This window comes from Azovibrio sp. (assembly GCF_049658005.1).
Taxonomy (GTDB): Bacteria; Pseudomonadota; Gammaproteobacteria; order Burkholderiales; family Rhodocyclaceae; genus Azovibrio.
On the sequence record NZ_JBASOH010000136.1, the window covers coordinates 57,236 to 83,973 of the forward strand.

Sequence of the window (26,738 nt, forward strand, 5' to 3'; positions counted from 1 at the left end):
AATCAGCACGGCCAAATGCCCCCAAACCCGCGTCAGCAAAGGAACTTGCCCGAAGCACGCTGCCGTGGCCCCCCGAGCCATGCAGAGCAATCCAGGATCCGGAGGCCGAGGATCATTGCCAATCAGGAGGGTTTTTGCGGAAGGTTTCGGCCTATGCCGGAAGGCTTGTCACTTGCCGATGCAAAAGCGGGAAAAAATTGCGCCTAGCAGGTCGTCCGGGGTGAATGCTCCGGTAATTTCCGCGAGGGCGTTCTGGGCCAGGCGCAGTTCTTCGGCAAACAGTTCCAGGGCCGGGCGGGGGCTTTCCACTTCGGCCCGGGCGGCGCCAAGGTGCATGGCTCCCCTTTCCAGGGCCTGCAGGTGCCGCTCCCGGGCGATGAACACGTCTTCGGCCTGGTGCCAGCCGGCTACTTCCAGGATGGCCTGTTCCAGCAGTTCCATGCCGGCGCCGGACTTGGCGGAGACCGAAAGGGCAATGTCCGAGCCTTCCGGGTGTCGTTCCGGGGCCTCGCCGATCAGGTCGATCTTGTTTCTCAGGGTGATGCGGCGCAGATTGGCCGGCAGCTTGGCCAGGATGGCCCGGTCGGCATCGGTGAGGCCCAGCCGGGCATCGAGGAGCAACAGCGCCAGGTCGGCCTTGCCGATTTCCTGCCAGGTGCGGGCGATGCCGATCTTTTCCACCTCGTCCCCGGTTTCCCTGAGCCCGGCGGTGTCGATGATGTGCAGGGGGATGCCCTGGATCTGGATGGAGGATTTGAGCGCATCCCGGGTGGTGCCGGCAATGGGCGTGACGATGGCCAGCTCGTCCCCGGCCAGGCGATTGAGGAGCGAGGACTTGCCGACATTGGGCTGGCCGATCAGCACCACCTGCAGGCCCGCCTGGAGCAGCTTGCCTTGCCCCGCCTTGTCCCGCACCGTTGCCAGTTGGGCTTCGAGCCGGGCCAGGCGGCCAAAGGCGTCGGTCGCCTGGAGGAAGTCGATGTCCTCCTCGGGAAAATCCAGGGTGGCTTCCACCCGCAGGCGCAGCTCGATCAGTTCATCCACCAGGGCGTGGATGGCCCTGGAGAATTCCCCCTGCAGGGAACGCACGGCGGAGCGGGCGGCGGCCTGGGTGGAGGCGTCGATCAGGTCGGCCACGGCTTCGGCCTGGGCCAGGTCGAGCTTGCCGTTGAGGAAGGCGCGGCGGGTGAATTCCCCGGGTTCGGCCAGGCGCGCGCCCAGTTCGAGGCAGCGGCGCAGCAGCAGGTTCATGACCACCGGGCCGCCGTGGCCTTGCAGTTCCAGCACGTCCTCGCCGGTAAAAGAGGCCGGACCAGGAAAGTAGAACAGCAGGCCGGTATCGATGGGGCGGCCGTCGGCGGCGAAAAAATCGGTGAGGGTGGCGTAACGGGGGCGCGGGCTCTTGCCGGTGAGGGCCTCGGCCATGGCCATGAGGCCGGTGCCGGAAACCCGGATCACCCCCACCCCGCCCCGGCCGGGGGGGGTGGCAATGGCGGCAATGGTGGGGCTGGGGTAATTCATGGGGGCATCCTGCCGGGTAGACGGAAAAAGGGCCGCTGGAGCTGGCCCCGGCGGCCCTGTCTGGTGCGGATCATCAGGCCTTGGGGTCGTTGGCGGCCTTGGGCTTGTCGCCACCCGCTTCGATCATGCGGGTGATCTGCCACTGCTGGGCGATGGAGAGGATGTTGTTGACCACCCAGTACAGCACCAGACCGGCCGGGAAGAAGAAGAACATGACGCCGAATATCAGCGGCATCATCATCATCACCTTGGCCTGGATCGGGTCCGGCGGGGCGGGATTGAGCTTGGTCTGGATGAACATGGAAACCATCATGATCACCGGCAGCACATAGTAGGGGTCGGCGGCGGACAGATCCTTGATCCACAGGATCCAGGGCGCGTCGCGCATTTCCACGGCGCCCAGCAGCACCCAGTACAGGGCGATGAACACGGGAATCTGGATCACGATGGGCAGGCAGCCTCCCAGGGGATTGATCTTCTCGGTCTGGTAGAGCTTCATCATTTCCTGATTCAGACGCTGCTTGTCGTCGGCAAAGCGTTCCTTGAGCTGGGCCAGGCGCGGCGTCATCTGGCGCATCTTGGCCATGGACTTGTAGGAAGCCGCAGACAGGGGGAAGAAGGCCGCCTTGATGGCCACGGTCAGGATCACGATGGCCCAACCCCAGTTGCCCACCAGGGCGTGAATCCATTCCAGGACCCAGAAGATCGGGGCGGCAATGATGTGCAGCCAGCCGTAGTCCACCACCAGATCCAGGCCGGGAGCCACCTGCTTCAGGGTGGCCTGTTCCTGGGGACCGGCATAGAGGGGCATGCTGAACGTACCCTTGGCGCCCGGCGCCACTTGTCCCATGGGTACGATCAGGCCGGCCGCAATCACGGCATTCTTGCCTTCGCCGCTCAGCTTGCGCATGTAGAACTCCCGGGGCATGTCGCCCTTGGGCGTCCAGGCGGCCACGAAGTAGTGCTGGACCATGGCCAGCCAGCCATCGTTGGCCTGCCTGGCAAACTTGGCCTTGCCCTCGATGATGTCGGAAAACTTGACCTTCTGATACTTCTCGGCTTCGGTATACACGGCCGGACCGGTGAAGGTGGACACCATCATCGAATCCCCGGCCGGAGCGACTTCATCGCGCTGGAACTGGTAATAGGCGCTGGGGGTCAGGACTTGCCGACCCATGTTCTGCACTTCCCAGGCCACATCGATCAGGTAGGAGCCGCGCGTGAAGGTATAAATCTTGGTGACCTTGACGCCATTGGCCGCGGGCGCTTCCAGACGGACCTGGAAAGAATCGGCACCTTCGGGCAATTCCCGGGGGCCGGCCACAACCTTGAACATGGTCTTGTGATTCGGCAAGCCATCACCGATCAGACCGCTCTGGGCGGCATACTGGTGTTCAGGATCAAACAGCACGAACTGCTTTTCCTTGTCGCCATGGGCCTTGAAACGGTTCAGTTCCATCCACAGCAGATCGCCGCCCTGGGTGGAGATTTCGGCCTTGTACAAATCGGTGGCGATTGTCAGCTTCTCGGCCGCGGCGGCGGCGGGCGCGGTCGTCACTTCGCCAATGCGATCGGCTGCCGCCTTCAGGCCGGGGCCGGGCTGGGGGGTAATGGAATCCGCCGCCTGGGCCTGAACCTGCGCCAATTGAGGATTCTGGTGTTTTTGCCAAGCGTCCCAGAGCATGAACAAGGAGAGGCCAAAAACAAGCAACAACATCAGACGTCTGGTATCCATGGACGACCTTTATCAAGTGAATTCAAGGAACGGGGTCTACCCCGCCCGGATGCCAGGGGTGGCAACGACAGACCCTTTTCAGGCCCAGCCAGCCGCCCCGCAAAGCCCCGTATTTTTGCACAGCTTCGACGGTGTATTCGGAACAACTGGGATAAAAACGACAATTCCGCCCCAGCAAGGGGCTCAGGGCGTACTGGTAAACGCGCAGCAAAAAAAGGATGAGCGGTTTCAAGATCGGTGCCTTGCGCGTCCGGCAGCCTCGTCAGGCGCGGCATCCCGGCGCAGTTTGCCGAGCAGATGGACAATTTCAGCCGCGACTGCGCGGCGATCCGGTTTATCCAGTTTCACCGCCAGGCGAAAAAGAATGTCCCGGGCCGGCAGTTGCGGTTGCAGCAGACGAAACTGCTCGCGAGCAATGCGCTTGACCAGGTTGCGCTGTACCGCGTGCTTCAGCAATTTCTTGCCGATCACCAGACCGAGCCGGGCCGGCTCGCCCGCTTCGCGGCGCGGGCCATAGTGCAGCAGGAACAACTTGCCACGAATCGCCCGCTTGAAACCAAAAACGGATGAATACTCATCCGTTCTGGTCAGTCGATACTGTCTGGGGAATGGCCTGGATTCCCCGTGTGTCACGTCTGGAATCAAACGGCCAGACGATGACGGCCCTTGGCGCGGCGGGCAGCGATGACCTTGCGGCCGCCCTTGGTGCGCATGCGGACCAGGAAACCGTGGGTGCGCTTGCGGCGCACGACGGAGGGCTGATACGTGCGTTTCATGATGATTTCCTTAGCTGACTGAGAGAAAAGCGCGCAATTACACATTGAAAATCAGTCTTTTGTCAAGTGCCGCAAAAATTTCCTGTTGTGGATAACTTCCGCCTGGCAAGGTAAAATGCGCGTTCTCGCCCGTACTTCCGCCCTGGATTGCCTTGGGTGGGGGCGTATTTCTTTCAACCCTTTCAACCCAATTCCCGGGTCTGTCCCGGTACACCAAGAGTCTTCTTCATGTCCGGTTTCTGGGAATCCTGTCTCCTGAGTTTCGAACAGGACCTGCCCATCCAGCAATTCAATACCTGGATACGTCCCCTGCGCCTGGAGGGCGAGCCCCATCCGGAGGAGGGCCTGCGGTTGTGCGCCCCGAATGGTTTCATCCTGAAATGGGTGCGGGACCGCTACCTGGGACGCATCGAGGACTACGCCGAAGCCTTCTTCGGCAAGCCGGTCAGCGTCAATCTCTGTGTTGCCGAAAAAAAGGCTCCGGTCGCCCCGGTCAGCCAGCCGGCGGCCAAGGCCGCCCCTGCCCCTGCCTCGGGCGCCGAACAGCGTCCCGCGCCGCGCCCGGAAGTCCCGAAAACTCCCGGCAGCACCTATGACAAGACCCGCCTCAAGTACGACCTCACCTTCGACAACCTGGTGGTGGGCAAGGCCAACGACCTGGCCCGGGCCGCCGCCCAGCAGGTGGCCCAGAACCCGGGGGGCGCCTATAATCCCATGTTCATCTATGGCGGCGCCGGCCTGGGCAAGACCCACCTGATGCACGCCATCGGCAACTACGTGGCCAGCCAGAATCCGGAAAAGGTGGTGCGCTACGTGCACGCCGAGGATTACTACTCGGACGTGGTGAAGGCCTACCAGCAGAAATCCTTCGACGTCTTCAAGCGCTATTACCGCAGCCTCGATGTGCTGCTCCTGGACGATGTGCAGTTCTTCAACGGCAAGAACCGCACCCAGGAAGAATTCTTTTACGCCTTCAACGCCCTGATTGAAGCCAGGAAGCAGATCATCATCACCTGTGACACCTATCCCAAGGACGTCAATGGCCTCGACGACCGGCTGGTGACCCGCTTCGACTGGGGCCTCACGGTGCAGATCGAGCCGCCGGAAACCGAGATGCGGGTGGCGATCCTGAAGAAGAAGGCCGAGGCCGAAGGTCTGGACCTGGATGACGAAGTCGCCTTCTTCATCGCCAAGCACCTGCGCTCCAACGTGCGCGAACTGGAAGGGGCCCTGAAGAAGGTGCTGGCCTATTCCTCCTTCCGGGGCCAGGACATCACTCTGGAACTGGCCAAGGAAGCCTTGAAGGACATCATCGGCTCGATCCGCAACGTCAGCATCGACGGCATCCAGAAGACCGTGGCCGATTACTACAAGATCAAGGTGGCGGACCTGTTTTCCAAGAAACGCACCCGCGCCATCGCCCGGCCCCGCCAGGTGGCGATGTGGCTGTGCAAGGAAGTGACCCAGTTCAGCTACCCGGCGATCGGCGACGCTTTTGGCGGCCGGGATCACACTACCGTGATTCACGCCGTCAAGACGGTCGAAGGCCTGAAGGCCAAGGACAACGAACTCAACCACGATCTGCACGTGCTGGTGCAGGTGCTCAAGGGTTGAGGGGGGTTGAGGGGGTTTGAGGAAAAACCGGATTTGGCGCCGCAAATATTGAAAACAGATTCTTTTGAAATTATTCACCGACTCGTTCCTGACTTGGTTGTCATAGAGGCCGCATCGACATGATTATTCTGAAAAGCCCGAGGGATGCCCTGCTTGCTCCCCTGCAATCCGTATCCGGTATCGTCGAAAGACGGCACACCCTGCCCATCCTCTCCAACGTGCTGCTGGAAAAGCAGGGGGATTCCCTCACCCTGATCGCCACTGACATCGAAATCCAGATCACCACCCGGAGCGAAAACGTGGGCGGCGATGGCGACGGTGCCGTGACCGTGGCCGCCAAGAAGTTGCAGGAAATCCTGCGTTCCTTGCCCGACACCGCTGAAATCACCCTGGACCTGGAAGACAAGCGCCTGCTGCTCAAGGCCGGCAAGAGCCGCTTCAGCCTGCAGACCCTGCCCGCCGAGGACTTCCCCCGCATGGCCATTACCGAAGGCGAGAGCAGAGCCTTCAGCGTCACCCAGAAACAATTCCGTAACCTGATCGGCAAGACCCAGTACGCCATGGCCACCCAGGATGTGCGCTACTACCTGAACGGCCTGATGCTGATGGTCGATGGTCAGGAACTACGCTGCGTTGCCACCGACGGCCACCGCCTGGCCTACAACAGCATGGACATCGAAGCCGATCTGCCTCGCCAGGAAATGATCCTGCCCCGCAAAACCGTGCTGGAACTCAACCGCCTTCTGGCCGACCATGAAGAACCGCTGCAGATCACCGTGGGCACCAACCAGATTCATTTCACCTTCGGCCATACGCTGCTGGTTTCCAAGCTCATCGACGGCAAGTTTCCCGATTATGAGCGGGTGATTCCCGCCCAGCTTTCCAACCACATGCGGGTCGACCGGCAGACCCTGCACTCCGCCATGTCGCGGGTCGCCATCCTCACCAACGACAAGTTCCGCGGTGTGCGCATCATACTGGAGCCCAACACCCTGAAAATCATCGCCGCCAACACGGAACAGGAAGAAGCGCAGGAAGAAATCGAGGTTCAGTACGAAGGTGCGCCGCTGGATGTGGGCTTCAACGTCACCTACCTGCTCGACGTGCTCAACAACCTGGGCGGTGACGAAATCCAGTGGAGCTTCAACGACGCCAACTCCAGCGCCCTCATCTCCGTGCCCGATAACGACCGCTTCAAATACGTCGTGATGCCCATGCGCATCTGACCTGGCCCAGGTCCTGCGCGGACCCCGTCCAGGCCTGGCCGGGGGGATTCACGAACACACCGGAAAAATCGATGACCCAAGAAAACCAGAACCCCGCCTACGGCGAAGCCAGCATCCAGATCCTCGAAGGCCTGGAGGCCGTGCGGAAACGTCCGGGGATGTACATCGGCGATACCTCCGACGGCACCGGCCTGCATCACCTGGTCTTCGAAGTCGTGGACAACGCCATCGACGAAGCCCTGGCCGGCTACTGTGACGACATCGTGGTCACCATCCACACCGACAACTCCATCAGCGTCGTGGACAACGGCCGGGGCATCCCCACCGGCGTGAAAATGGACGACAAGCACGAACCCAAGCGCAGCGCCGCCGAAATCGCCCTCACCGAGTTGCATGCCGGGGGCAAGTTCAACCAGAACTCCTACAAGGTTTCCGGCGGACTGCACGGCGTCGGCGTCTCCTGCGTCAATGCGCTTTCCAGGTGGCTGCGCCTCACCATCCGCCGCGGTGGCAAGCGCTACTTCATGGAATTCGAGCGGGGCGTGCCCGTGGACCGCATCCTGGAAATGCGCGACGGCTTCGAGGTTTCACCTCTCAAGGTCATTGGCGACAGCCAGCACAACGGCACCGAGGTGCACTTCCTCGCCGATGAGGAGATTTTCGAAAACATCGAATTCCACTACGACATCCTCGCCAAGCGCCTGCGCGAACTCTCCTTCCTCAACAACGGCGTCAGCATCAAGCTCGTGGATCAGCGCAGCGGCAAGGAAGAATTGTTTGCCTTCGCTGGCGGTGTCCAGAGTTTTGTCGAGTACATCAACCGCAGCAAGGCCATCCTGCACCCCACCATTTTCTACTCCGCCGGCGAAGCCAAAGTGGGCGACACGGGCGTTACCATCGGCGTCGAAGTCGCCATGCAGTGGAACGACAGCTACCAGGAGCAGGTGCTCTGCTTTACCAACAACATTCCCCAGTCCGATGGCGGCACCCACCTCACCGGCCTCAGGGCCGCCATGACCCGGGTCATCAACAAATACATCGAAGAACACGAAATCGCCAAGAAGGCCAAGGTCGAAATCACCGGTGACGACATGCGCGAAGGCCTGGCCTGTGTGCTCTCGGTGAAAATGCCCGATCCCAAGTTTGCCTCCCAGACCAAGATGAAACTGGTGTCGAGCGAAGCGCGGCCCGCCGTCGAAGAAGTCGTGGCCGCCAAACTGCACGAATTCCTGCAGGAACGCCCGGCCGATGCCAAGACCATCTGCGGCAAGATCGTCGAAGCCGCCCGGGCCCGTGATGCCGCCCGCCGGGCCCGGGAAATGACCCGCCGCAAGGGCGTCCTGGACGGCATCGGCCTGCCCGGCAAACTGGCCGACTGCCAGGAAAAGGACCCCGCCCTGTGCGAACTGTATCTGGTCGAGGGCGACTCCGCCGGCGGCTCCGCCAAGCAGGGCCGCGACCGCAAATTCCAGGCCATCTTGCCCCTCAAGGGCAAGATCCTCAACGTGGAAAAGGCCCGCTTCGACAAGATGCTCTCTTCCCAGGAAGTGGTCACCCTGATCACCGCCCTGGGCACCGGCATCGGCAAGGACGAATACAAGCCGGAGAAGCTGCGCTACCACCGCATCATCATCATGACCGACGCGGACGTGGACGGCGCCCACATCCGCACCTTGTTGCTCACCTTCTTCTACCGGCAGATGCCCGAGCTGGTCGAGCGCGGCCACATCTACATCGCCCAGCCGCCGCTCTACAAGGTCAAGCACGGCAAGACCGAGCGCTACCTGAAGGACGACCACGAGTACAACCAGTTCCTGCTCAAGATGGCGATGCAGGAATCCAGCCTCACCCCCAAGGCCGACGCTCCTCCCATCAGCGGCGACGCCCTGGAAGAACTGGCTCGCTCCTGGCTGCTTGCCCAGGCCGTCATCGAGCGTCTGGCGCATTACATCAATCCGGAAATCCTCCATGCCGTGGTGGAACACAACCTCAGCCTGAATCTCTCCAGCCAGGCCGAAGCCGAAACCAGCGCGGCGCTGTTCTCCCGTTTCCTCAAGCCCGGAACCCGCATCCGCGCCAGCTACGACGAAGAGCAGGAGCGCTGGCTGCTGCGCATGGAACGCATGCACCACGGCAACGTCAAGGTCGGCCTGATCGACGAAGACTTCCTGCGTTCCGGCGACTACGCCCAGCTCAGGAAAACCGCCGACCTCCTGGCTGGCCTGTTCGGGCCGGGCGCCATCATGGTCCGAGGCGAAAAGAAGTGCGCCGTGAAAAACTTCGCCGAAGCCATGACGTGGCTGATGAGCGAAGTGGAACGGGGCATCAGCAAGCAGCGCTACAAAGGCCTGGGCGAAATGAACCCCAGCCAGCTCTGGGAAACCACCATGGACCCCACCGTGCGCCGCCTGCTCAGGGTGAACATCGACGACGCCATCGGCGCCGACCAGATTTTCACCACCCTGATGGGCGAACTGGTCGAACCCCGGCGAAATTTCATCGAAAGCAACGCCCTGTACGCGCGGAATATCGACGTATGAGTCTGCCGGATGCCTCAGAAAGTGAGCACTGTGCCGGGTCAGTGAAAAACTGCTGACGATGCTCTGGCAAGTTGGCAGGGAATCAGGTCTGCTTCTTAAAGAAAAACCGGTTCGGGCACCAGATTCACGCCAAAGCGGGCCAGTACGGCTTCGCGCACGGCCCGGGTCAGGGCCTGAACGTCCCGGCTCTTGGCGCCGCCCCGGTTGACCAACACCAGGGCCTGATGTTCATACATGCCCACCGGGCCCAGGTTGCGGCCTTTCCAGCCTGCCTGTTCGACCAGCCAGCCGGCGGCCAGTTTGACGCTGCCATCGGCCTGGGGATAGCGGGGCAGATGAGGGTGGGCCGTGGCGAGGGCCGTCGCCAGTTCGGCGCTGACGACCGGGTTCTGGAAGAAGCTGCCGGCGTTGGGCAGCGCCGCCGGATCAGGCAGTTTCTTCTGGCGGATGGTGATGATGGCGGCTGCAAGCTGTTGCGGGGAGGGGCTGTCAATGCGGTTTCGGGCCAGTTCGGCGCTGACTTCGCCGTAAGCGGTGCGGGGATGCCAGCGCTTGGGCAGGCGGAAGGTGATCCGGGTGATGGCGTAGCGGCCCGTGAGGTGCCAGCCTTCCCGCTTGAACAGGCTGTCCCGGTAGCCAAAGGCGCAGTCGGCGGCGGAAAACCGGGTGGTCTTGCCGGTGTGCAGATCCACCGCTTCCAGATGGTCGATGAGTTCCCCCACCTCCAGGCCATAGGCGCCGATGTTCTGGATCGGCGCGGCGCCGACGCTGCCGGGAATCAGGGAGAGGTTTTCCAGCCCCGGCCAGCCCCGGGCCAGGGTCCATTGCACGAAGTCATGCCAGTTTTCTCCCGCTCCGGCCCGCACATACCAGGCCTGGGCATCTTCCCCTGCCAGTTCCCGGCCGGGGATGGCCATGGAGAGCATCAGCCCGGGAAAGTCGCCGGTCAGTACCAGGTTGGAGCCGCCACCCAGGGCAAAGCGCCGCCGGCCGGCCAGGTCCGGGTGGCGGGCGACTGCCGCCAGTTGCTCCGCGCTCGTGATGGTGGCCAGGAACTCGGCCTGGGCGGGCAGGGCCAGGCTGTTGCGGGACGTCAGGTCGGCGTGGGGCTGGATGAAATCGGGCAGCATGATCAGGAATTCGAGGGAATGGGAAGCAGCCGGTCATAGGCCAGATTGAACAGGTAGGCATAGCCGGCGTAGGTGAGGGCAAGGCCGATGTCGGTGACCAGGACGGTCCAGAAATCCATGCCGGTCCAGGCCATGATCACCGGCAGGCTGAAGAGCAGCAGGCCGCCTTCGAAGCCCAGGGCGTGGGCGAGGCGCAGCACCTGGGGACGCTGGTCGGCCCGGCGGCCCGTGAGGCGGCCTTCGAGCCAGTCGAAGGCGGTGCAGTAGGCGGCATTCCAGAGGCTGGCGACCAGGGAAATGAGCGCCAGCAGGGCGGCGGATTCCAGCAGAGGTTCACCGCTTGCCAGGGTGAACAGGGGCGTGATGAGGAACACGCCCAGCAGTTCGAACAGGATCGCCTGGCGGAGGCGGTCCGGCAGGGTGCGCAGGGGAGGGGAATTCATGCAACGGTCGGGGAAAAAGCAAAGGTGGAAGTGTGGCAGAGAAACCCTGCCGGGGGCCAGTGGTGCAGGGTGGGTTGCAGGATGGGGGCGGCTTCAGGGTCCCCGGGCCCTGGCCAGGCTTGGGCGGGCGTGGGGCGGGCGTGGGGCGGGCGATGCACCGGCTCCACGCAGGAGAGGAAAGTCAAGCCGGCCGAAAAGGGGGCCGGGCTTACTCGGGAGCTTGCCAGCGCAGCACCAGGCGTGCGCCGCCCGAGGGTTTCAGGGTGAGGGTCTTTTCCTGTTGCTGCCCGCCCAGGCCCGCCTTGATCTTGTAGCGGCCCGGCGCTGTCACCTGCACGAGGCCGATCGGCCCGCAGGCTTGTTCGGCCAGGGGTTCGCCCTTGATGCTTTCGATCCGGGTGTGCACATCGGAAATGTAATGGCCGTCGTGGGTGACAAAGAGCAGGGTGAGGGATTGCTGCTTGCCTTCGGCCAGCATCGCGGCGGATTCGTCGGAACCGATGCCGCCGCAGCGCAGGCTGAGGGGGGGTGCCGTGGTTTCGGCCAGAGCGGGCAGGCTGGCCAGGGAGAGCAGGCCCAGGAAGGGAAGTACGTAAAGGGGGGTGGTTTTCATGTCGGACTCCTTGCTGATGAAAAGTCTCATGGTATCCGGTTTCATCGGTTTGCCATCCCGCTTTGCCGGGACGGACGGCAAAGCGGCGCGGACAAAGTTAGAATGCCCGCTGCCATGATGATAACCTCAGTCGCCCTCATTCCCCATCCGGACTACCCAGCCCCAGGGATCCGCGCCCTCACGGTAGCCTGCCGTGGGCTACCGGATGGGAGCCTGGAGCTGCACTACCGCCTGGCGGGGGACCTGGCAAGCCTTTGCCTGCCGGACCGGGCCCATCCCGTCGAAGCCGACCGGCTCTGGGCCCATAGCTGCTTCGAGGTGTTCCTGGCCCGGGCTGATTCGCGGGCTTATCGGGAATACAATTTCTCACCCTCCGGCCAGTGGGCGGGCTATGGCTTTGGCGCTTACCGTCAGCGCCGGGAAGGGCTGGAACTGCCGGCCCCGTGCCTGGACTGGCAAGCGGCTGCCGGCTGCCTGGAACTGATCGCCCGCCTGCCCGGGGCGGCTCTGGCCGAAGGCGCCGGCGCCCTGCAACTGGGCCTTACCAGCGTGCTGGAACTGGCCGATGGCCGGCTCTCCTACTGGGCCTTGCACCACCCGGCACCGCGTCCCGACTTTCATCATCGCAATGGTTTTATCCTGACCCTGACGACCCCACCATGATCCAATTCGGCCTCGACCGTCTGCTTGAAGACCCTGATCTGCGCCGCCCCCTGGCGGGAAAACGCATCGCCCTGCTGGCCCACCCGGCCTCCGTGAGCCGGGACCTGACCCACGGCCTCGATGCCCTGGCGGCCCTGCCCGACCTGAACATCACCGCTGCCTTCGGCCCCCAGCACGGCCTCAGGGGCGACAAGCAGGACAACATGGTGGAATCCCCGGATTACAGCGACCCGCGCCACGGTATCCCGGTGTTCAGCCTCTACGGTGCCGTGCGCCGCCCCACCGATGCCATGCTGGACAGCTTCGATGTGCTGCTCGTTGACCTGCAGGACCTGGGCTGCCGCATCTACACCTTCATCACTACCCTGCGCTATGTGCTGGAGGCCGCCGCCCGGCAGGGCAAGGCGGTCTGGGTGCTGGACCGGCCCAACCCCGCCGGCCGGCCGGTGGAAGGCCTGCGGCTACGCCCCGGCTGGGAGAGCTTCGTGGGCGCCGGCCCCATGCCCATGCGCCACGGCCTCACCCTGGGCGAACTGGCGCGCTGGTTCATCGCCACCCTGAAGCTGGACGTGGATTGCCAGGTCGTCACCCTGGCCGGCTGGCAGCCCGAAGCCGCCCCCGGCTATGGCTGGCCCCTGGGGCAGCGCAGCTGGATCAACCCCAGCCCCAACGCCCCCAACCTTGCCATGGCCCGGGCCTACGCCGGCACGGTACTGCTCGAAGGCACGACGCTGTCCGAAGGCCGGGGTACCACCCGGCCCCTGGAACTGTTCGGCGCCCCGGACATCGACGCCCGCGCCGTCATTGCTGAAATGCGCGCCCTGGCACCGGAATGGCTGAAGGGCTGCCGCCTGCGCGAATGCTGGTTCGAGCCCACCTTCCACAAACACGCCGGCAAGCTTTGCAACGGCGTGCAGTTTCACGTGGAACCTTGCGATGGCTATGACCACCAGGCCTTCAAACCCTGGCGCCTGCAAACCCTGGCCTTCAAGGCCCTGCGCCGCCTGCAGCCCGACTACCCCCTGTGGCGGGACTTCGGCTACGAATACGAGTACGACCGGCTGGCGATCGACCTGATCAATGGCAGTCCGTTACTGAGGGAGTGGGTCGATGATCCCGCGGCCTCCCCGGCCGACTTCGAAGCCCTGGTGCGGCCGGATGAGGTGGCGTGGGAGGACGAGCGGCGGGGATTCTTGCTGTATTGAAGGGGCTGGAAAACGACTCGAAACGGTCCTTGCCGTCTTGCGAAACAGACTTTCAGCGTAGCGCTTCAGGGCCGCCAGCCGTTGCTTGCGAAACCTGGGGAAACTGTTCGGAAACTGTTCGGTATGCCTCGCCAGCGGGATGGACGGTTCAAGCCAGAATTCAAGCCAGAATTTCGCTTCCCCATCCGCGGGAACAAATGCACATGCCTTTCCGGCTCTTCCCGGGAAAAGAAGAGCCGGAAGAGGCAGAGGCCATCACGGACAATGGTTGGAGCTTGTCTCCGGGGTACGGCGACTTAAACCGCCAGCCCCGTCGTCTCAGCCACGCCCAGCATGAGGTTCATGCACTGAATCGCGGCACCGGAGGCGCCCTTGCCCAGGTTGTCGAAGCGGGCGGCCAAAAGGATCTGTTCGCTGTGGCCGAACACGAAAATTTCCGCCCGGTTGGTGTCGTTGCAGGCGGTGGCGGGCAGGAACCCGTTATCCAGCACCGCGGCGGCATCCAGGGGCATGACCTTGACGAAGACTTCGCCGGCGTAGTGTTCGGCGAAACAGGCCTGCACGTCGGCGGGAGTGATCTTCCGGGAGAGCAGGCGCGGCAGCAGGGGGACGGCGACCACCATGCCCTGGGCGAAGTTGCCGACGATGGGGGTGAACAAGGGCGGGTAGGCCAGGCCGGTTTGAACCTGCATTTCGGGCAGGTGCTTGTGGGTCAGGCCGAGAGCGTAGAAGCGCGGGCTCTTCATGGCTTCCGGCAGGCTGGCCGGTTCTTCGTAGCTGGCGATCATTTCCTTGCCGCCGCCGCTGTAGCCGGTGATCGAGTAGGTGCTGGCCGGGTAGTCGGGGGGCACGATGCCGCCCGCCACCAGCGGGGCCATGAGCATGATGAAGCCGCTGGCGTGGCAGCCGGGCACGGCGACTTTCCGGGCGTTTTTGATGCGCTCGCGCTGGCCGCCGTTGAGTTCGGGCAGGCCGTAGACCCAGTCCGGGTGGGTGCGGTGGGCGGTGGAGGCGTCGAGGAAACGGGTATGGCCGTTGTCCGGAGCGAGCAGGGCGACGGATTCCTTCGATGCCGCATCGGGCAGGCAGAGGAAGACCACGTCGGCCTTGTTGATGTATTCGGCCTTCACCACCGGGTCCTTGCGCTGGGTTTCGGGGATGGTGAGGATTTCAATTTCGGGGCGCAGGGCGAGCCGCTCGTCGATCTTGAGGCCGGTGGTGCCGTGGCGGCCGTCGATGAATACCTTGAAAGTCATGGATGCTCCGGAGCTGTTGTGCTGTGTTCGAGCCCGTCATTGTAGGCGGGTTCGGTGCATTTTTCGTGACGCAGGCGTGGCGGCAGGCTAGCTGGCCTGAGTCTCGAAATGGACGACCCGGTTGCGCCCGGCGGCCTTGGCCTGATACATGGCCTGGTCGGCCCGGTTGATGATTTCGCTCAGGGTGCCCCGGGAATCGGTGGTGTAGCCGATGCTGACGGTGAGGGGAATCCGTTCTCCATTCACTTCCAGGTCGATGGCTTCGATGCGGCGGCGCAGGGCTTCGAAGTAGCAGGCGGGAGTTTCGTCGGCAGTCAGTGTACTGAAGCAGACGAATTCCTCGCCACCGTAACGGGCCACGAGGTCGTCATGGCTGTCGCTGCCGCGGCGCAGGACGTCGGCGATTTTTTTCAAGGCCAGATCGCCGGTGGCGTGGCCGTAGTGGTCGTTGATGCGCTTGAAGTGATCGGCGTCGAGCAGGGCCAGGGCGATCGGGCCATGCTGTTTCCGGGCGCTACTGAGTCGCAGCTCGGCGATTTCGAACAGGCGGCGGCGGTTGTAGAGGTGGGTCAGGTAATCCCGGTTGGCCAGGTCACGCAATTGCCGCACGAAGCGCACCATGTTGATATTTTGAACGATGCGGCAGTAGAACTCTTCCACCTGGAAATGCTTGTTGAGGTAGTCATTGGCCCCGGCCTTGATCATGGCGGCGGAGAGATCCGGGTGGGTGGCGTCGGAGAGGGTGATGATGGCCAGGTCTTCGCGGCGGAAGTCACGCCGGATCTGGCGGATCAGAGTCAGGCCATCCATCTTCGGCATGTAGTAGTCGGTGAGCACCAAGGCGGTTTCCTGGTGTTCCTGCAACAGAGCCAGGGCTTCCAGACCATTGCTGGCGGTGAGGATGCGAAACCGGTACTGCTCCAGCAAGCGGCTCAGGTGGATGCGAAAGGTGGCTGAATCATCGACCACCAGCACGGTCATTTCCCGATTCTGGCGCAGGCGGCCCACCAGATAGGCCACATCTTCAATGGCGGCGGCGCCGGTCTTGAACATATAGTCGATCACCCGGCGATCCAGCACGGCCTGGCGGATCATCGGGTCCAGGGTGGCAGTGAGGACGATGCTGGGCACCTTGAAGGTCTGTACCAGATCCACCACTTCGCTGCCCGAGGCATCCGGCAGGGTGAGGTCGAGAATGGCACAGAAGAAGGGTTCGGGCGTATGGGTCAGCAGTTCCCGGGTTTCGGCCAGAGTTTCCGCTTCCACTACCGTGACGTTTTCCAGCAATTGCAGGTAGCCGCGCAACTGGTAGCGCACGGTCTTGCTGTCCTCGACCACCAGCACCCGGATCGGGGCATGGCTATCAAAGCCGCCGGCAAGACGGGCCAGCTTTTCACTGCAAAACACGGAAGGGGATGACATGGCGGGACAGGGGGCTAGGACTTGAGGCGGAAACCTGGGTCATTGTCGCATGCTTTTCGGGTCGGGAGGCGGGCTTGAATGGGGATAGAATCCCGGGCATTGCTTTTGACCCGCCAAGCCCCATGGACCTGACCACTCCCGCCCTGCTGTTTCCTGCCATCTCCTTGCTGCTGCTGGCCTATACCAACCGTTTTTTGTCGCTGGCCCAGGTGATCCGCCAGCTGCATGCGTCCGAAGTCCGCAATGCCCCGGTGGTGCGGCGCCAGATTCCCGGCCTCAAGCGGCGCATCGCGCTGATCCAGTACATGCAGGGCTTTGGCGTCCTGAGCTTTCTGCTCTGCGCGCTGTCCATGTTTGCCCTGTTCATCCACGGGGAAATGCCGGGCAAGGTGCTGTTTGGCATCAGTCTTCTTTCCCTCGCGGTCTCCCTGGTGCTGTCCCTGGTGGAAGTGCTGATTTCCACCAATGCCCTGGCGGTGGTGGTGGAGGACCTGGAGCAGCCTGATTGATGATTTCCGGTGAATTTCAATCGACCAATCCAGCCCTGTGTCGCCAGTTTCTGCCCCTCAAGCTGTTTGAGCCAACCTTGCTTGAGCATGGGCGACTTAAAATCCATCATCACGATCATGCAGAGAGAGGTGGGGTAACTGCTGGTTCAGGTTGAAAGCAAAAGCGCGACAGCAATGTGTTGCGCTCGGTGCATCTCCAGCCTTGTCCGGAAAGTACGCGCTCCAGACAAATCAGACAGTCGCCCCGCCTCCTGCCCCTGACTCGCCGTCACCGGCCTCGATGTCTCGGGATTGGAGAACCCTCACCCTCGTTCATCCCTCTGGTGTGCCTCGGCCCGGTCATCCGGCATCGGATGCGGGATGCGGGACGATGGGACGATGGGACGACGGGACGACGGGACGACGGGACGACGGGACGACGGGCGTGATCCTGAAGGTCGAACAGGCAAAAGCATCGCAGGAAAGCCGGGCGTTTGAGACAATACCCGCTGTTTCGCAACTGAACTTGCTCCGATGGTAACCACGACCGCCTATTCCACCGATTCCCGCTACCGTACCTATCCGGGTGATGGTTACGACGGCGTTGTGCGCGTGAGCATCGATGGCTTTTATGGCACGGGCACGTTGCTGTTTGATGGCCGCGCCATCCTGACGTCGGCTCACCTGTTCGAGGGGCGGGCGGGATCTGCCAGCGTCACTTTCGATACGGGGAGCGGGACACAGACGCTCGGCACCACCAAAATACTGCCGCATCCCGGCTATGACGCAGACAGCAACAATGACCTGGCAATTGCCTGGCTATCGGAAACAGCGCCGGTGGCGGCCGATCGCTATGACATCTATCGCGACAGCGACGAGGTCGGGCAAGTCTTCGCGTTGTCAGGCTATGGCCGAACAGGTACGGGAAGCACGGGCGCGACCAGTCCCGACACCCAAAGTCCGGTCCGCCTCAAGGCCGCCAATCGGTTCGATGCCGATGCCGCTACACTGAAGAGCTACCTCGGCTCCGGGATGGCTTGGACACCGCTAGCCGGAACGCAACTGATCGCCGACTTCGACAACGGCACCTCCAGCCACGATGCGCTGGGCCAACTGATGTATCGGCATGACACAGGCCAGGGTCTGGATGAAGGTCTGATTGGCCCGGGTGACAGTGGTGGTCCGGCATTCATTCAGAACGAGATTGCCGGCGTCGCCAGTTACATCGCCAGCCTGACTCGTGACGGCATCGACCCTGATATTGATCGCCTCACGAACAGCAGCTTCGGTGAAGTCGCCGCCTGGCAGCGGGTGAGTGCCTACCAGCAGTGGATCGACCAGAGCCTGCGGGCCAACTATGCCGGCGCGCCGACCAGGCCGGAGGAGGTCGAAAAGGAGGTGGTCGAGGGCAGCAGCGGAACCCGCTACGCCTACTTCCTGCTGCAGTTCACCGGCGTGCGCAGTGACCCCGACGAGATACTGAGCGTGGACTACGTCACGCGAGATGGCACTGCCTTGGCCGGCAGCGACTATCTTGCTGTCAGCGGCACCCTCAACCTGTATCCCGACGAGAACCAGGCGGTGATCCCGGTGGAGATCATCGGCGACAGCACGCCCGAGCCCAGCGAGTATTTCTGTCTCGATGTCTTCAATCCGGAGGGTGGCAGTTTTGGTGAGGGCGTGGTCAAGCTCACCGCCGTGCGCACCATCCTCGATGACGACGGTTGGCTGGGGTAGCGCGGCGGTACGAAACCCGCCTCGAGCGCCACGCTGAACCACAGCATCCCGCGCGACCCCAGAGGCAGCCGCCCGATCCGTCCGATCCACCCGATCCGTCCGGCGCACCGGCGCTACGCGCACGTCACGACGGTCGGCGGCGGGGCTTCATCGAAGCCGACCGCGCGGCGGGCAAGCGCATCACCGGCGCTGAGTTCGAGAAGCCGTGAGGCCGGGCCATTTCAGAGTAACGGTGCCAGCCAGCGTCTGGCTTCGTCGATGGCCATTCCCGAGCGCCTGGCCCAGTCGGCCAGCTGATCTTCGCCGATCCTGGGGATGGCGAAGTAAGTCGCTTTGGGATGGGCGAGGTAGAAGCCGGCCACGGAAGCGGCGGGGGTCATGGCGCAGGATTCGGTGAGCCCCATGCCGATCCGGCGTTCCACGTCCAGCAGGCGGAACAGTTCCCGCTTGGCGGTGTGGTCCGGGCAGGCCGGGTAGCCGGGGGCGGGGCGGATGCCCTGGTAGGCCTCGGCGAGCAGGGCCTCTTTGGCGAGATTTTCATCGGCGGCGTAGCCCCAGGTTTTCTGACGTACTTCCCGGTGCAGCCACTCGGCGGCGGCTTCGGCCAGGCGGTCGGCCAGGGACTTCAGCAGGATGGCGCTGTAGTCGTCATGGGCGGCTTCGAAGGCGGCCACCCGGGGCTCGATGCCGAGGCCGGCGGTGACGGCGAAGGCACCGGCCCAGTCCGGGATGCCGCTTTCCTTGCTGGCCACGAAGTCGGCCAGGGCCAGGTTGTGCCGGCCCGGCGGCTGTTTGTGCTGCTGCCGCAGGCCCAGCCAGCGCCCCCTTTCCTCGCTGCGGCGCGCATCGGTGTAGAACACCAGGTCGTCCCCGTCCCGGGCGGCGGGCCAGAGTGCGTACACGCCCCTGGCTTCCAGCCACTGCTCGCGGATGATCTTCTCCAGCATGGCCTGGGCATCGGCATGGAGCTGGCGGGCGGTTTCGCCCACCAGCTCGTTGTCGAGGATGGCGGGAAAGCGGCCGGCCAGGTCCCAGCTCTGGAAGAAGGGGCTCCAGTCGATCACTTCCGCCAGCTGGGCCAGGTCGAACTGGATCATGTGCAGGCCGGGCTGATCCGGGGCGGCGGGAATGTAATCGTTGTTCCACGTGAAACCGTTGGCGCGGGCTTCTTCCAGGCTTACCAGGGTGGCGCCCTTGCGGCCGGCGTGTTCCTGGCGCAGGGCGTCATAGTCGCTTGCGATTTCGGCCATGTAGCCGTCGCGCTGCCCGGCAGACAGCAGCTTGGTGGCTACCCCCACGGCGCGGGAGGCGTCCGGCACATAGACCACGGCGCCTTGGTAATGGGGCGCGATCTTGATGGCGGTGTGGGCGCGGCTGGTGGTGGCGCCGCCGATCAAAAGCGGCTGGGTCATTCCGAGGCGCTGCATTTCGCTGGCCACGTGGGCCATTTCTTCCAGGGACGGAGTGATCAGGCCGGAGAGGCCGATGATGTCGACCCGATGCTCCCGGGCGGCCTTGAGGATGTTGTCGCAACTGACCATCACGCCCAGGTCGATCACGTCGTAGCCATTGCAGCCCAGCACCACGCCGACGATGTTCTTGCCGATGTCGTGCACATCGCCCTTGACCGTGGCCATCAGGATCTTGCCCTTGCTGCCCAGACCGGTACGGGATTTTTCCGCTTCGATGTAGGGCAGCAGATGGGCGACGGCGAGCTTCATGACCCGGGCGGATTTGACCACCTGGGGCAGGAACATCTTGCCGGCACCAAACAGGTCGCCCACATGATTCATGCCGGCCATGAGCGGGCCTTCGATCACGGCCAGGGGCGGCTTGCCCTGGGCTTCGAGCTGGGCGCGCACTTCCTCGGTATCGGCCACGACGAAATCGGTGATGCCCTTGATCAGCGCATGTTCCAGCCGCTTCTCGACGGACTGCGCGCGCCAGGAAAGATCCGGGCCGCTGTCCCTGGCCCGGCCTTCCTTGACGGTCTGGGCGAATTCCACCAGGGCTTCGCCGGCCCCGGGATGGCGGTTGAGCACCACGTCCTCCACCTTCTGGCGCAGTTCCGGATCGAGGTCGTCATAGACGCCGAGCATGCCGGCGTTGACGATGCCCATGGTCATGCCGGCGCGGATGGCGTGGTAGAGGAATACCGTGTGGATGGCTTCGCGCACCGCATCATTGCCGCGGAAGGAGAACGAGACGTTGGAAACGCCGCCGGAAATGTGGGCGTGGGGCAGGTTCTGCTTGATCCAGCGCACCGATTCGATGAAATCGACGGCGTAGTTGTCGTGTTCGGGAATGCCGGTGGCGATGGCGAAGATGTTCGGATCAAAGATGATGTCTTCGGCCGGAAAATCGATGCGTAGCAGCAGTTCGTAGGCGCGCTTGCAGATTTCCGTCTTGCGGGCGTAGGTGTCGGCCTGGCCCTGTTCGTCGAAGGCCATGACGATCACCGCGGCACCGTAGCGGCGAGCCAGCCTGGCCTGTGCGATGAACCTGGCTTCGCCTTCCTTCATGGAGATGGAATTGACGATGCCTTTGCCCTGGATGCACTTCAGGCCGGCCTCGATGACTTCCCATTTGGAGGAGTCGATCATGATCGGCACCCGGGCAATGTCCGGTTCCGAGGCCACGAGCTTGAGGAATTTTTCCATCGCGGCGACGGAATCGAGCATCGCCTCGTCCATGTTGATGTCGATGATCTGGGCGCCGTTTTCCACCTGCTGGCGGGCCACGGCCAGGGCATCGTCATGGCGTCCCTCCAGGATCATCCGGGCAAAAGCCCTGGAGCCGGTGACATTGGTGCGCTCGCCGATATTCACAAAGAGGCTGTCCGGGCCGACGTTGAGGGGCTCCAGGCCGGAAAGGCGCAGGGCCGGGGGGATGATGGGAATGGGCCGGGGCGGGAACTGGGCCACCGCCCGGGCGATGGCAAGGATGTGTTCCGGCGTGGTGCCGCAGCAGCCGCCGACGATGTTCACGAAGCCGTGCCGGGCCCAGTCGGCGATTTCTTCGGCCAGTTGCTCCGGGGTTTCGTCATAGCCGCCGAAGGCATTGGGTAGGCCGGCATTGGGGTGGGCGGAGACGAAACAGTCGCACACCCGGGACAGTTCCTCCACATACTGGCGCAGTTCCTTTGCCCCCAGGGCGCAGTTGAGGCCGAAGCTGAGAGGGCGGATGTGGGAGAGGGAATTCCAGAAGGCCTCGGCGGTCTGGCCCGACAGGGTGCGGCCGGAAGCGTCGGTGATGGTGCCGGAGATCATCACCGGCCAGCGCCGGCCCGCCTTGTCGAAGAAGCGTTCGATGGCAAACAGCGCGGCCTTGGCATTCAGGGTATCGAACACCGTTTCCACCAGCAGCAGGTCGGCGCCGCCTTCCAGGAGGCCGGTGATGGCCTCGAAATAGCTGGCCACCAGGGCGTCGAAGCTGACGTTGCGGTAGCTCGGGTCGTTTACGTCCGGGGAGATCGAAGCGGTGCGGCTGGTGGGGCCGAGCACCCCCGCCACGAAACGGGGCTTGGCCGGGTCTTTTGCGCTGAATTCGTCGCAGACCTGGCGCGCCAGGCGGGCGCCCTCGAAGTTCAGCTCATAGACCACTTCCGTCAGGTTGTAATCCGCCTGGGAAATGGCCGTGGCGTTGAAAGTGCAGGTTTCGATGAGGTCGGCCCCGGCTTCCAGATAAGCCTGGTGGATGCCCTGGATGAGGTCGGGCCGGGTCAGCAGCAAGAGGTCGTTGTTGCCCTTCAGGTCGTGGGGATGATCCTTGAAGCGCTCGCCCCGGTAGTCCGCTTCCTGCAGGTTGTGGCGCTGGATCATGGTGCCCATGGCACCGTCCAGGATCAGAAGGCGTTGGTGCAGGAGGGTCTGGAGTTCGGCTGTGCGGTCGGGCTGCATGGGATCTTCCTCGGCGAAATCTGGTTCAGGGCCGGGGCGCCGCAAAAGCAGACGGCGCCACAAACCGCTGGGGTTTGCGAGCGCCGTTGAACATTGCCGAGCCTGGCCCGTCATTGGAAACGGGTCGCAGCGCTCCTCGGCAGAGCCGCGAGTTTACTTACAGCGAGCCGCCCTGCCAAGCGGAAAGTGCGCGGAAAATGGCTGAAAAATATACGAAATCAAGGTGGAGCAGACTTGGCCCCGGAACGGATGGCGGGCTTAGCCGCGCATTTCCAGTCGCCGGCTCGTGCGTACCACCCGGCCGCTGTCGGTATCGAAGTGGACGTGCAAGTGCCACTCATCCGTGGGAATGTCGCCCTTGATGCGCCAGTCCCAGACTTCTTCCCGCTGCCTCTCGAAAGTCTGGATGGAAGCGGGCTTGCCCATGAGGCGGCGCACTTCGTCCCGGCTCAGGCCATTCCGGATGCGGGCAAAGGTGGCTTCGCTCAGGACCTGCTCGACCTGACTGACCCGCCGGTCCGGGCCGAAGGTGATCATGTGGCACTCCACCCCGTTGGGCTGGCGGGAATATTCGTAGGTGACCGAACCATCCGGGTTAATGAATTCCGCCGTGGGTTCCCCCATGCGCGCCCGGACTTCGTCCGCCGTCGTGACGCCGGGGCGGATTTCCTGGAGATTGATGGCATCGCAGCCACCGGTGGCGAGCAAGAGGGAAGCAATCCAGGCGAAGCATCTCATGGGGAGGGGGGCCGGAAAACAGGGGTTCTCAGATGAGCCAGGATCAGCAGGGCGCCCAATCCGCCCAGGCCGGTCATGCCCAGGGCCAGCCCCAGGCGGCTATCCCACAGCGCCGGAGCGACGAAGGCGGCGATGCCGGCGCTCAGCATGGTCTGCAGAAAGCTCTGGCAGGAAGCGGCCATGCCCCGGTTGTCCGGAAAAAAATCCAGCGCCCGCAGGGTCAAGGTGGGCATCGCCAGGGACATGCCCAGGGTGTAGAGGGGAACGGGCAGCAGGCTGGGCAGCAGGAGCGGCGGCAACAGGGTGGAAACCAGCAGGTTGATCAGGGCGGCCACGGCCATGAGGACGAAGGCGATGCCCAGGGTGCGGCGGGTGCTCCAGCGCCCGGCGGCCCGGCTCGAGAGCCAGGAGCCGCCCATCATGCCCGCCATGGCCGGGACGAACAGCCAGTGAAAATCCAGGGGGCCCAGGTGCAGGTGTTTCATGAGAAAGACCGGGGCCGAGAGCACATACACGAAGAAGCCTCCGAAGCAGCAGCCGATGCCGATGCTGGTGGCAAGGAAGCCGGCGTGGCCGAGCACCCGTCGATAGGCCCGGAACAAAGGGCCGGGAGAGAGGGTCTGGCGCTTCTCCGGCGCCAGGGATTCCGGCAGCAGGCGCCAGCAGACTCCCCAGAGCAGCAGGGCCATGGCGGTGAGGAAGGCAAAGGACGAGCGCCAGCCGGCCAGACCCAGCAGCCAGCCCCCGATCATGGGGGCGATGGCCGGGGCCACGGCAAACATGATGGCGATGTGCGACATCAGCCGCTGCGCCGTCGGGCCGGCGTAGAGGTCCCGCACCATGGCCCGGCTCACCACCATTCCGGCCCCGGCGGAAAGCCCCTGCAGCGCGCGCATGACCCAGAGCATCTCGATGCTGGTGGCCAGGGTGCAGCCCAGGGAGGCGAGGCCGTAGATGGCGACTCCGGCGAGAATCACCGGGCGGCGGCCGAAATTGTCCGACAAGGCGCCATGCCAGAGGGTCATCAGGCTGAAGGTGAGCAGATAGATGGACAGGGTCTGCTGGATCGCCAGTTTGTCGACCTGCAGGGCCGCCCCGATCTGGGGAAAGGCGGGCAGATAGGTGTCGATGGAGAAGGGACCGATGGTGGCCAGGGCGGCCAGCAGCACGGTCAGCCCCAGGGTGGGTTGGCGCAAGGTCATGTGGGTTCGGTGAAGGGGCGGCGGTATTGCAGGGCTTCCGCCAGGTGGGGCTTCTGGATCAGTTCGCTACCGGCCAGGTCGGCAATGGTGCGGGCCACCTTCAGGACTCGGTGCCAGGCGCGGGCGGAAAGATCGAGCCGGGCGGCGGCCTGCTGCAACAACTTCCGGGCATCTGGCTCGGCACTCAGGTGAGTGTCGGCCTGGGCCGGGCCGAGGCGGGCATTGGCGCTGCCCTGGCGCGCCTGCTGGCGGATCAGGGCCGCGCTGACCCGGGCTCGCACCTGGGCGGAGCTCTCCCCGGGGGTGCCCTGGGCCAGGATTTCCGGGGGCAGGGCGGGGACTTCGATGATCAGGTCCATCCGGTCCAGGATGGGGCCGGAAATCTTGCTGCGGTAGCGGCGGATCTGGTCCGGGGTGCAGCGGCAGCGGCCATTGGGGTGGCCCTGCCAGCCGCAAGGGCAGGGGTTCATGGCGGCAATGAACTGGAAGCGGGCGGGAAAGGTGGCGTGGCGGGCGGCACGGGCGATATGGATTTCGCCCCGTTCGAGGGGATCGCGCAGGCTTTCCAGGACTTTCCGGTCGAATTCCGGCAATTCATCGAGAAACAGGACTCCCTGGCTGGCGAGGCTGATTTCGCCGGGGCGCGGTGGACTGCCGCCGCCCACCAGGGCCACGGCGGAAGCCGTGGCATGGGGGGCGCGATAGGGGCGCTGGCGAAAGCGGCCAGGGTCGAAGCGCCCGGCCAGGGAGAGTACGGCGGCGGATTCCCGGGCGGCGGCGTCGTCCAGGGGCGGCAGCAGGCCGGGCAGACGGGCGGCGAGCATGGATTTGCCGCTACCCGGCGGGCCGTACATCAGCAAGGAGTGGCCCCCGGCCGCCGCGATTTCCAGCACCCGCCGGGCCTGGGCCTGGCCTTTGATGTCGGCGAGATCGGGATAGTCCGGGCTTTTGCTGGGGGCCGGGTTACTGCCTGTGCCGAGTTCGCCCTCGCCGCGCAGGTAGGCGCATACCTCCAGCAGGCTGGCGGCGCCCAGTACCCGGCCGGTGCCGGCCAGGGCGGCTTCGCCGGCACTGGCGAGAGGCAAGATGAAGGTATTCATGCTGCTGTCGGCCGCGGCCAGCACCATGGCAAAGGCGCCCCGGATGGGTTGCAGGGCGCCGGAGAGGGAAAGCTCCCCGGCAAATTCGTGGTCGTTCAGGCGCTGGGCGGGAATCTGCCCGGAGGCGGCGAGAATGCCGAGGGCAATGGGCAGATCGAAACGGCCGGATTCCTTGGGCAGGTCAGCCGGGGCCAGGTTGGCCGTGATACGGCGTTGCGGGAATTCAAAGCCGGAATTGACGATGGCGGCCCGGACCCGGTCCCGGGCCTCTTTGACCTCGGTGTCGGGCAGGCCAACCAGGGTGAAGCTGGGCAACCCGGCCGCCAGATGCACTTCCACCTGGACCCGGGGGGCTTGCAGCCCATCCAGGCCTCGGCACCAGAGGCTGGCCAGGGCCATGGGGTCTTATTCTTCCCGCTGGGCTTTTTCCAGGGCTTCCACCCTGGCTTCCAGGGCGTGCAGCTTTTCCCGGGTGCGGGCCAGCACCTGGGCCTGGATGTCGAATTCTTCCCGCGTGACCAGATCCATCCGGGTAAACACGCTGCCCATCAGGGCTCGCACATTCTTTTCCACATCCTTGGCGGGGCTGGCGGCGATCAGGGCGCTGATCTTGTTGCTGATGTCTTCGAGCGACTTGGGATCAAACATGATGTTTCCCTCCTTTGATTCGAGTTTAGCACGGGCGGGCCGGCGGGCCGGCGTTCTGGCCCACACGGGATCTGGGCGGGTTCGAGATGGTGCGCTCGCAAGAATATGCGCACTGGCATGGTGCGTCGCCCTGTATCCGCTTCAAGAGGAATGCCGCAGTTACTTGAAATTGAAGGGTTTTATCGTCTGGCACGGTCCCTGCTATCGATGGATTGCAAGATTTTGACGCTGCACAGGAATCTTCAGCTTTCGCTCCGGCCAGGGGAAGCAGGAGAAAACCCAACTTTTAGCGAGGAAATTACCCATGAAATTCGTAATCGCCATCATCAAGCCGTTCAAGCTTGACGAAGTGCGTGAAGCCCTTTCCGCCATTGGCGTACAAGGCATCACCGTTACTGAAGTCAAGGGCTTCGGCCGGCAAAAAGGGCACACGGAACTGTATCGCGGCGCCGAGTATGTCGTCGATTTTCTGCCCAAGGTGAAGATCGAGGCCGCCATCAAGAGCGAACTCCTGGATCAGGTCATCGAAGCCATCGAGAAGTCTGCCAGCACCGGCAAGATCGGTGACGGCAAGATTTTTGTCTCCGACCTGGAGCAAGTCATCCGTATCCGTACCGGTGAAACCGGCGTGGACGCCCTTTAAGGAGAACTGGATCATGAAACGCTTGTTCGCATGTCTCGCGCTGCTAGGCGCGGTAACCCTGGGCGCTCCCGCCTGGGCTGAAGAGGCCGAGCCGGCCGGGCCTGCCGTCGAAGCCGCGGCGTCCCCCGCTGCCGCCCCT

Annotated in this window: 23 protein-coding genes and 1 riboswitch; of the genes, 8 read left to right on the plus strand and 15 right to left on the minus strand. The window is 63.8% G+C overall.

Going from position 1 to position 26,738, the window contains the following annotated elements:
- Positions 1–168 precede the first annotated feature (168 nt).
- From mnmE to rpmH, 5 genes are all read right to left on the minus strand, one after another.
- Positions 169–1,521 (minus strand): tRNA uridine-5-carboxymethylaminomethyl(34) synthesis GTPase MnmE, encoded by a 1,353-nt coding sequence (mnmE, locus tag WBH99_RS13710; protein ID WP_424220655.1) that lies wholly within the window; start codon positions 1,519–1,521, stop codon positions 169–171.
- Between the two features lie 73 nt (positions 1,522–1,594).
- Positions 1,595–3,256, minus strand: a complete 1,662-nt coding sequence (gene yidC, locus WBH99_RS13715; protein WP_424220656.1) for a membrane protein insertase YidC — start codon at positions 3,254–3,256, stop codon at positions 1,595–1,597.
- Between the two features lie 22 nt (positions 3,257–3,278).
- Positions 3,279–3,488, minus strand: a complete 210-nt coding sequence (gene yidD, locus WBH99_RS13720; protein ID WP_424220657.1) for a membrane protein insertion efficiency factor YidD — start codon at positions 3,486–3,488, stop codon at positions 3,279–3,281.
- Positions 3,485–3,889, minus strand: coding sequence for a ribonuclease P protein component (gene rnpA / locus WBH99_RS13725; RefSeq protein WP_424220658.1), 405 nt, complete (start codon positions 3,887–3,889; stop codon positions 3,485–3,487). Before rnpA ends, yidD begins: the two co-directional genes overlap by 4 nt.
- Positions 3,890–3,897: 8 nt before the next feature.
- Positions 3,898–4,032 carry a 50S ribosomal protein L34 gene (gene rpmH / locus WBH99_RS13730; protein ID WP_026688160.1) on the minus strand — a complete coding sequence of 45 codons (135 nt, stop codon included), beginning with the start codon at positions 4,030–4,032 and terminating at the stop codon, positions 3,898–3,900.
- Positions 4,033–4,260: 228 nt separating this feature from the next.
- Between rpmH and dnaA the strand changes: the two genes are divergently transcribed.
- From dnaA to gyrB, 3 genes are all read left to right on the plus strand, one after another.
- Entirely contained in the window at positions 4,261–5,646 is a 1,386-nt protein-coding gene (gene dnaA / locus WBH99_RS13735) for a chromosomal replication initiator protein DnaA (RefSeq protein WP_424220659.1), read from the plus strand.
- Positions 5,647–5,765: 119 nt separating this feature from the next.
- Complete coding sequence (dnaN, locus tag WBH99_RS13740) at positions 5,766–6,872, plus strand: DNA polymerase III subunit beta (protein WP_424220660.1); 1,107 nt, start codon at positions 5,766–5,768, stop codon at positions 6,870–6,872.
- A gap of 71 nt (positions 6,873–6,943) precedes the next feature.
- Positions 6,944–9,412, plus strand: a complete 2,469-nt coding sequence (gene gyrB / locus WBH99_RS13745; protein ID WP_424220661.1) for a DNA topoisomerase (ATP-hydrolyzing) subunit B — start codon at positions 6,944–6,946, stop codon at positions 9,410–9,412.
- A 95-nt stretch (positions 9,413–9,507) separates the two neighbouring features.
- On the opposite strand, the gene murB is transcribed toward gyrB, so the two are convergent.
- From murB to WBH99_RS13760, 3 genes are all read right to left on the minus strand, one after another.
- Positions 9,508–10,542, minus strand: coding sequence for a UDP-N-acetylmuramate dehydrogenase (murB, locus tag WBH99_RS13750; protein WP_424220662.1), 1,035 nt, complete (start codon positions 10,540–10,542; stop codon positions 9,508–9,510).
- 2 nt (positions 10,543–10,544) lie between these two features.
- Positions 10,545–10,985: a PACE efflux transporter gene (locus WBH99_RS13755; protein ID WP_424220663.1), complete on the minus strand. Its 441-nt coding sequence runs from the start codon at positions 10,983–10,985 to the stop codon at positions 10,545–10,547.
- 208 nt (positions 10,986–11,193) lie between these two features.
- The gene (locus WBH99_RS13760; RefSeq protein ID WP_424220664.1) at positions 11,194–11,598 is read right to left on the minus strand and encodes a hypothetical protein; all 405 of its coding nucleotides are present in this window, start codon (positions 11,596–11,598) and stop codon (positions 11,194–11,196) included.
- Between the two features lie 114 nt (positions 11,599–11,712).
- Here WBH99_RS13760 and WBH99_RS13765 point away from each other — a divergent pair, with 114 nt between their 5' ends.
- Both WBH99_RS13765 and WBH99_RS13770 read left to right on the plus strand, forming a co-directional pair.
- The gene (locus WBH99_RS13765) at positions 11,713–12,261 is read left to right on the plus strand and encodes a DOMON-like domain-containing protein (RefSeq protein ID WP_424220665.1); all 549 of its coding nucleotides are present in this window, start codon (positions 11,713–11,715) and stop codon (positions 12,259–12,261) included.
- Positions 12,258–13,466 (plus strand): exo-beta-N-acetylmuramidase NamZ family protein, encoded by a 1,209-nt coding sequence (locus tag WBH99_RS13770; RefSeq protein WP_424220666.1) that lies wholly within the window; start codon positions 12,258–12,260, stop codon positions 13,464–13,466. The genes WBH99_RS13765 and WBH99_RS13770 overlap by 4 nt, the downstream gene beginning before the upstream one ends.
- A gap of 296 nt (positions 13,467–13,762) precedes the next feature.
- Here WBH99_RS13770 and argC read toward each other — a convergent pair whose 3' ends face one another.
- Together argC and WBH99_RS13780 are read right to left on the minus strand one after the other, a co-directional pair.
- Positions 13,763–14,722 (minus strand): N-acetyl-gamma-glutamyl-phosphate reductase, encoded by a 960-nt coding sequence (argC, locus tag WBH99_RS13775; protein ID WP_424220667.1) that lies wholly within the window; start codon positions 14,720–14,722, stop codon positions 13,763–13,765.
- An 87-nt stretch (positions 14,723–14,809) separates the two neighbouring features.
- The gene (locus WBH99_RS13780) at positions 14,810–16,144 is read right to left on the minus strand and encodes a GGDEF domain-containing response regulator (protein WP_424220668.1); all 1,335 of its coding nucleotides are present in this window, start codon (positions 16,142–16,144) and stop codon (positions 14,810–14,812) included.
- A gap of 122 nt (positions 16,145–16,266) precedes the next feature.
- On the opposite strand from WBH99_RS13780, the gene WBH99_RS13785 reads away from it, so the two are divergent.
- Both WBH99_RS13785 and WBH99_RS13790 read left to right on the plus strand, forming a co-directional pair.
- Complete coding sequence (locus WBH99_RS13785; RefSeq protein WP_424220669.1) at positions 16,267–16,653, plus strand: DUF2721 domain-containing protein; 387 nt, start codon at positions 16,267–16,269, stop codon at positions 16,651–16,653.
- A 513-nt stretch (positions 16,654–17,166) separates the two neighbouring features.
- Positions 17,167–18,369 (plus strand): trypsin-like serine protease, encoded by a 1,203-nt coding sequence (locus WBH99_RS13790; RefSeq protein WP_424220670.1) that lies wholly within the window; start codon positions 17,167–17,169, stop codon positions 18,367–18,369.
- Positions 18,370–18,590: 221 nt separating this feature from the next.
- Here WBH99_RS13790 and metH read toward each other — a convergent pair whose 3' ends face one another.
- From metH to WBH99_RS13815, 5 genes are all read right to left on the minus strand, one after another.
- The gene (metH, locus tag WBH99_RS13795) at positions 18,591–22,268 is read right to left on the minus strand and encodes a methionine synthase (RefSeq protein ID WP_424220671.1); all 3,678 of its coding nucleotides are present in this window, start codon (positions 22,266–22,268) and stop codon (positions 18,591–18,593) included.
- Positions 22,269–22,339: 71 nt separating this feature from the next.
- A riboswitch (S-adenosyl-L-homocysteine riboswitch) is annotated at positions 22,340–22,412 on the minus strand.
- Positions 22,413–22,526: 114 nt separating this feature from the next.
- Positions 22,527–23,006 carry a hypothetical protein gene (locus WBH99_RS13800; RefSeq protein WP_424220672.1) on the minus strand — a complete coding sequence of 160 codons (480 nt, stop codon included), beginning with the start codon at positions 23,004–23,006 and terminating at the stop codon, positions 22,527–22,529.
- Positions 23,003–24,208 carry a multidrug effflux MFS transporter gene (locus WBH99_RS13805; protein ID WP_424220673.1) on the minus strand — a complete coding sequence of 402 codons (1,206 nt, stop codon included), beginning with the start codon at positions 24,206–24,208 and terminating at the stop codon, positions 23,003–23,005. The genes WBH99_RS13800 and WBH99_RS13805 overlap by 4 nt, the downstream gene beginning before the upstream one ends.
- Positions 24,205–25,707: a YifB family Mg chelatase-like AAA ATPase gene (locus tag WBH99_RS13810; protein WP_424220674.1), complete on the minus strand. Its 1,503-nt coding sequence runs from the start codon at positions 25,705–25,707 to the stop codon at positions 24,205–24,207. The genes WBH99_RS13805 and WBH99_RS13810 overlap by 4 nt, the downstream gene beginning before the upstream one ends.
- A gap of 6 nt (positions 25,708–25,713) precedes the next feature.
- Entirely contained in the window at positions 25,714–25,956 is a 243-nt protein-coding gene (locus tag WBH99_RS13815) for an accessory factor UbiK family protein (RefSeq protein WP_424220675.1), read from the minus strand.
- 304 nt (positions 25,957–26,260) lie between these two features.
- Between WBH99_RS13815 and glnK the strand changes: the two genes are divergently transcribed.
- The gene (gene glnK / locus WBH99_RS13820) at positions 26,261–26,599 is read left to right on the plus strand and encodes a P-II family nitrogen regulator (protein WP_424220676.1); all 339 of its coding nucleotides are present in this window, start codon (positions 26,261–26,263) and stop codon (positions 26,597–26,599) included.
- Positions 26,600–26,738: the final 139 nt, after the last annotated feature.

What these genes read in the sequence shown, in the direction of transcription:
- mnmE (WP_424220655.1), bottom strand. Translation starts at nt 1,521, where the DNA reads ATGAATTACCCCAGCCCCACCATTGCCGCCATTGCCACCCCCCCCGGC.
- yidC (WP_424220656.1), bottom strand. Translation starts at nt 3,256, where the DNA reads ATGGATACCAGACGTCTGATGTTGTTGCTTGTTTTTGGCCTCTCCTTG.
- rpmH (WP_026688160.1), bottom strand. Translation starts at nt 4,032, where the DNA reads ATGAAACGCACGTATCAGCCCTCCGTCGTGCGCCGCAAGCGCACCCAC.
- dnaA (WP_424220659.1), top strand. Translation starts at nt 4,261, where the DNA reads ATGTCCGGTTTCTGGGAATCCTGTCTCCTGAGTTTCGAACAGGACCTG.
- dnaN (WP_424220660.1), top strand. Translation starts at nt 5,766, where the DNA reads ATGATTATTCTGAAAAGCCCGAGGGATGCCCTGCTTGCTCCCCTGCAA.
- gyrB (WP_424220661.1), top strand. Translation starts at nt 6,944, where the DNA reads ATGACCCAAGAAAACCAGAACCCCGCCTACGGCGAAGCCAGCATCCAG.
- murB (WP_424220662.1), bottom strand. Translation starts at nt 10,542, where the DNA reads ATGCTGCCCGATTTCATCCAGCCCCACGCCGACCTGACGTCCCGCAAC.
- WBH99_RS13755 (WP_424220663.1), bottom strand. Translation starts at nt 10,985, where the DNA reads ATGAATTCCCCTCCCCTGCGCACCCTGCCGGACCGCCTCCGCCAGGCG.
- WBH99_RS13760 (WP_424220664.1), bottom strand. Translation starts at nt 11,598, where the DNA reads ATGAAAACCACCCCCCTTTACGTACTTCCCTTCCTGGGCCTGCTCTCC.
- WBH99_RS13765 (WP_424220665.1), top strand. Translation starts at nt 11,713, where the DNA reads ATGATGATAACCTCAGTCGCCCTCATTCCCCATCCGGACTACCCAGCC.
- WBH99_RS13770 (WP_424220666.1), top strand. Translation starts at nt 12,258, where the DNA reads ATGATCCAATTCGGCCTCGACCGTCTGCTTGAAGACCCTGATCTGCGC.
- argC (WP_424220667.1), bottom strand. Translation starts at nt 14,722, where the DNA reads ATGACTTTCAAGGTATTCATCGACGGCCGCCACGGCACCACCGGCCTC.
- WBH99_RS13780 (WP_424220668.1), bottom strand. Translation starts at nt 16,144, where the DNA reads ATGTCATCCCCTTCCGTGTTTTGCAGTGAAAAGCTGGCCCGTCTTGCC.
- WBH99_RS13785 (WP_424220669.1), top strand. Translation starts at nt 16,267, where the DNA reads ATGGACCTGACCACTCCCGCCCTGCTGTTTCCTGCCATCTCCTTGCTG.
- WBH99_RS13790 (WP_424220670.1), top strand. Translation starts at nt 17,167, where the DNA reads ATGGTAACCACGACCGCCTATTCCACCGATTCCCGCTACCGTACCTAT.
- metH (WP_424220671.1), bottom strand. Translation starts at nt 22,268, where the DNA reads ATGCAGCCCGACCGCACAGCCGAACTCCAGACCCTCCTGCACCAACGC.
- WBH99_RS13800 (WP_424220672.1), bottom strand. Translation starts at nt 23,006, where the DNA reads ATGAGATGCTTCGCCTGGATTGCTTCCCTCTTGCTCGCCACCGGTGGC.
- WBH99_RS13805 (WP_424220673.1), bottom strand. Translation starts at nt 24,208, where the DNA reads ATGACCTTGCGCCAACCCACCCTGGGGCTGACCGTGCTGCTGGCCGCC.
- WBH99_RS13810 (WP_424220674.1), bottom strand. Translation starts at nt 25,707, where the DNA reads ATGGCCCTGGCCAGCCTCTGGTGCCGAGGCCTGGATGGGCTGCAAGCC.
- WBH99_RS13815 (WP_424220675.1), bottom strand. Translation starts at nt 25,956, where the DNA reads ATGTTTGATCCCAAGTCGCTCGAAGACATCAGCAACAAGATCAGCGCC.
- glnK (WP_424220676.1), top strand. Translation starts at nt 26,261, where the DNA reads ATGAAATTCGTAATCGCCATCATCAAGCCGTTCAAGCTTGACGAAGTG.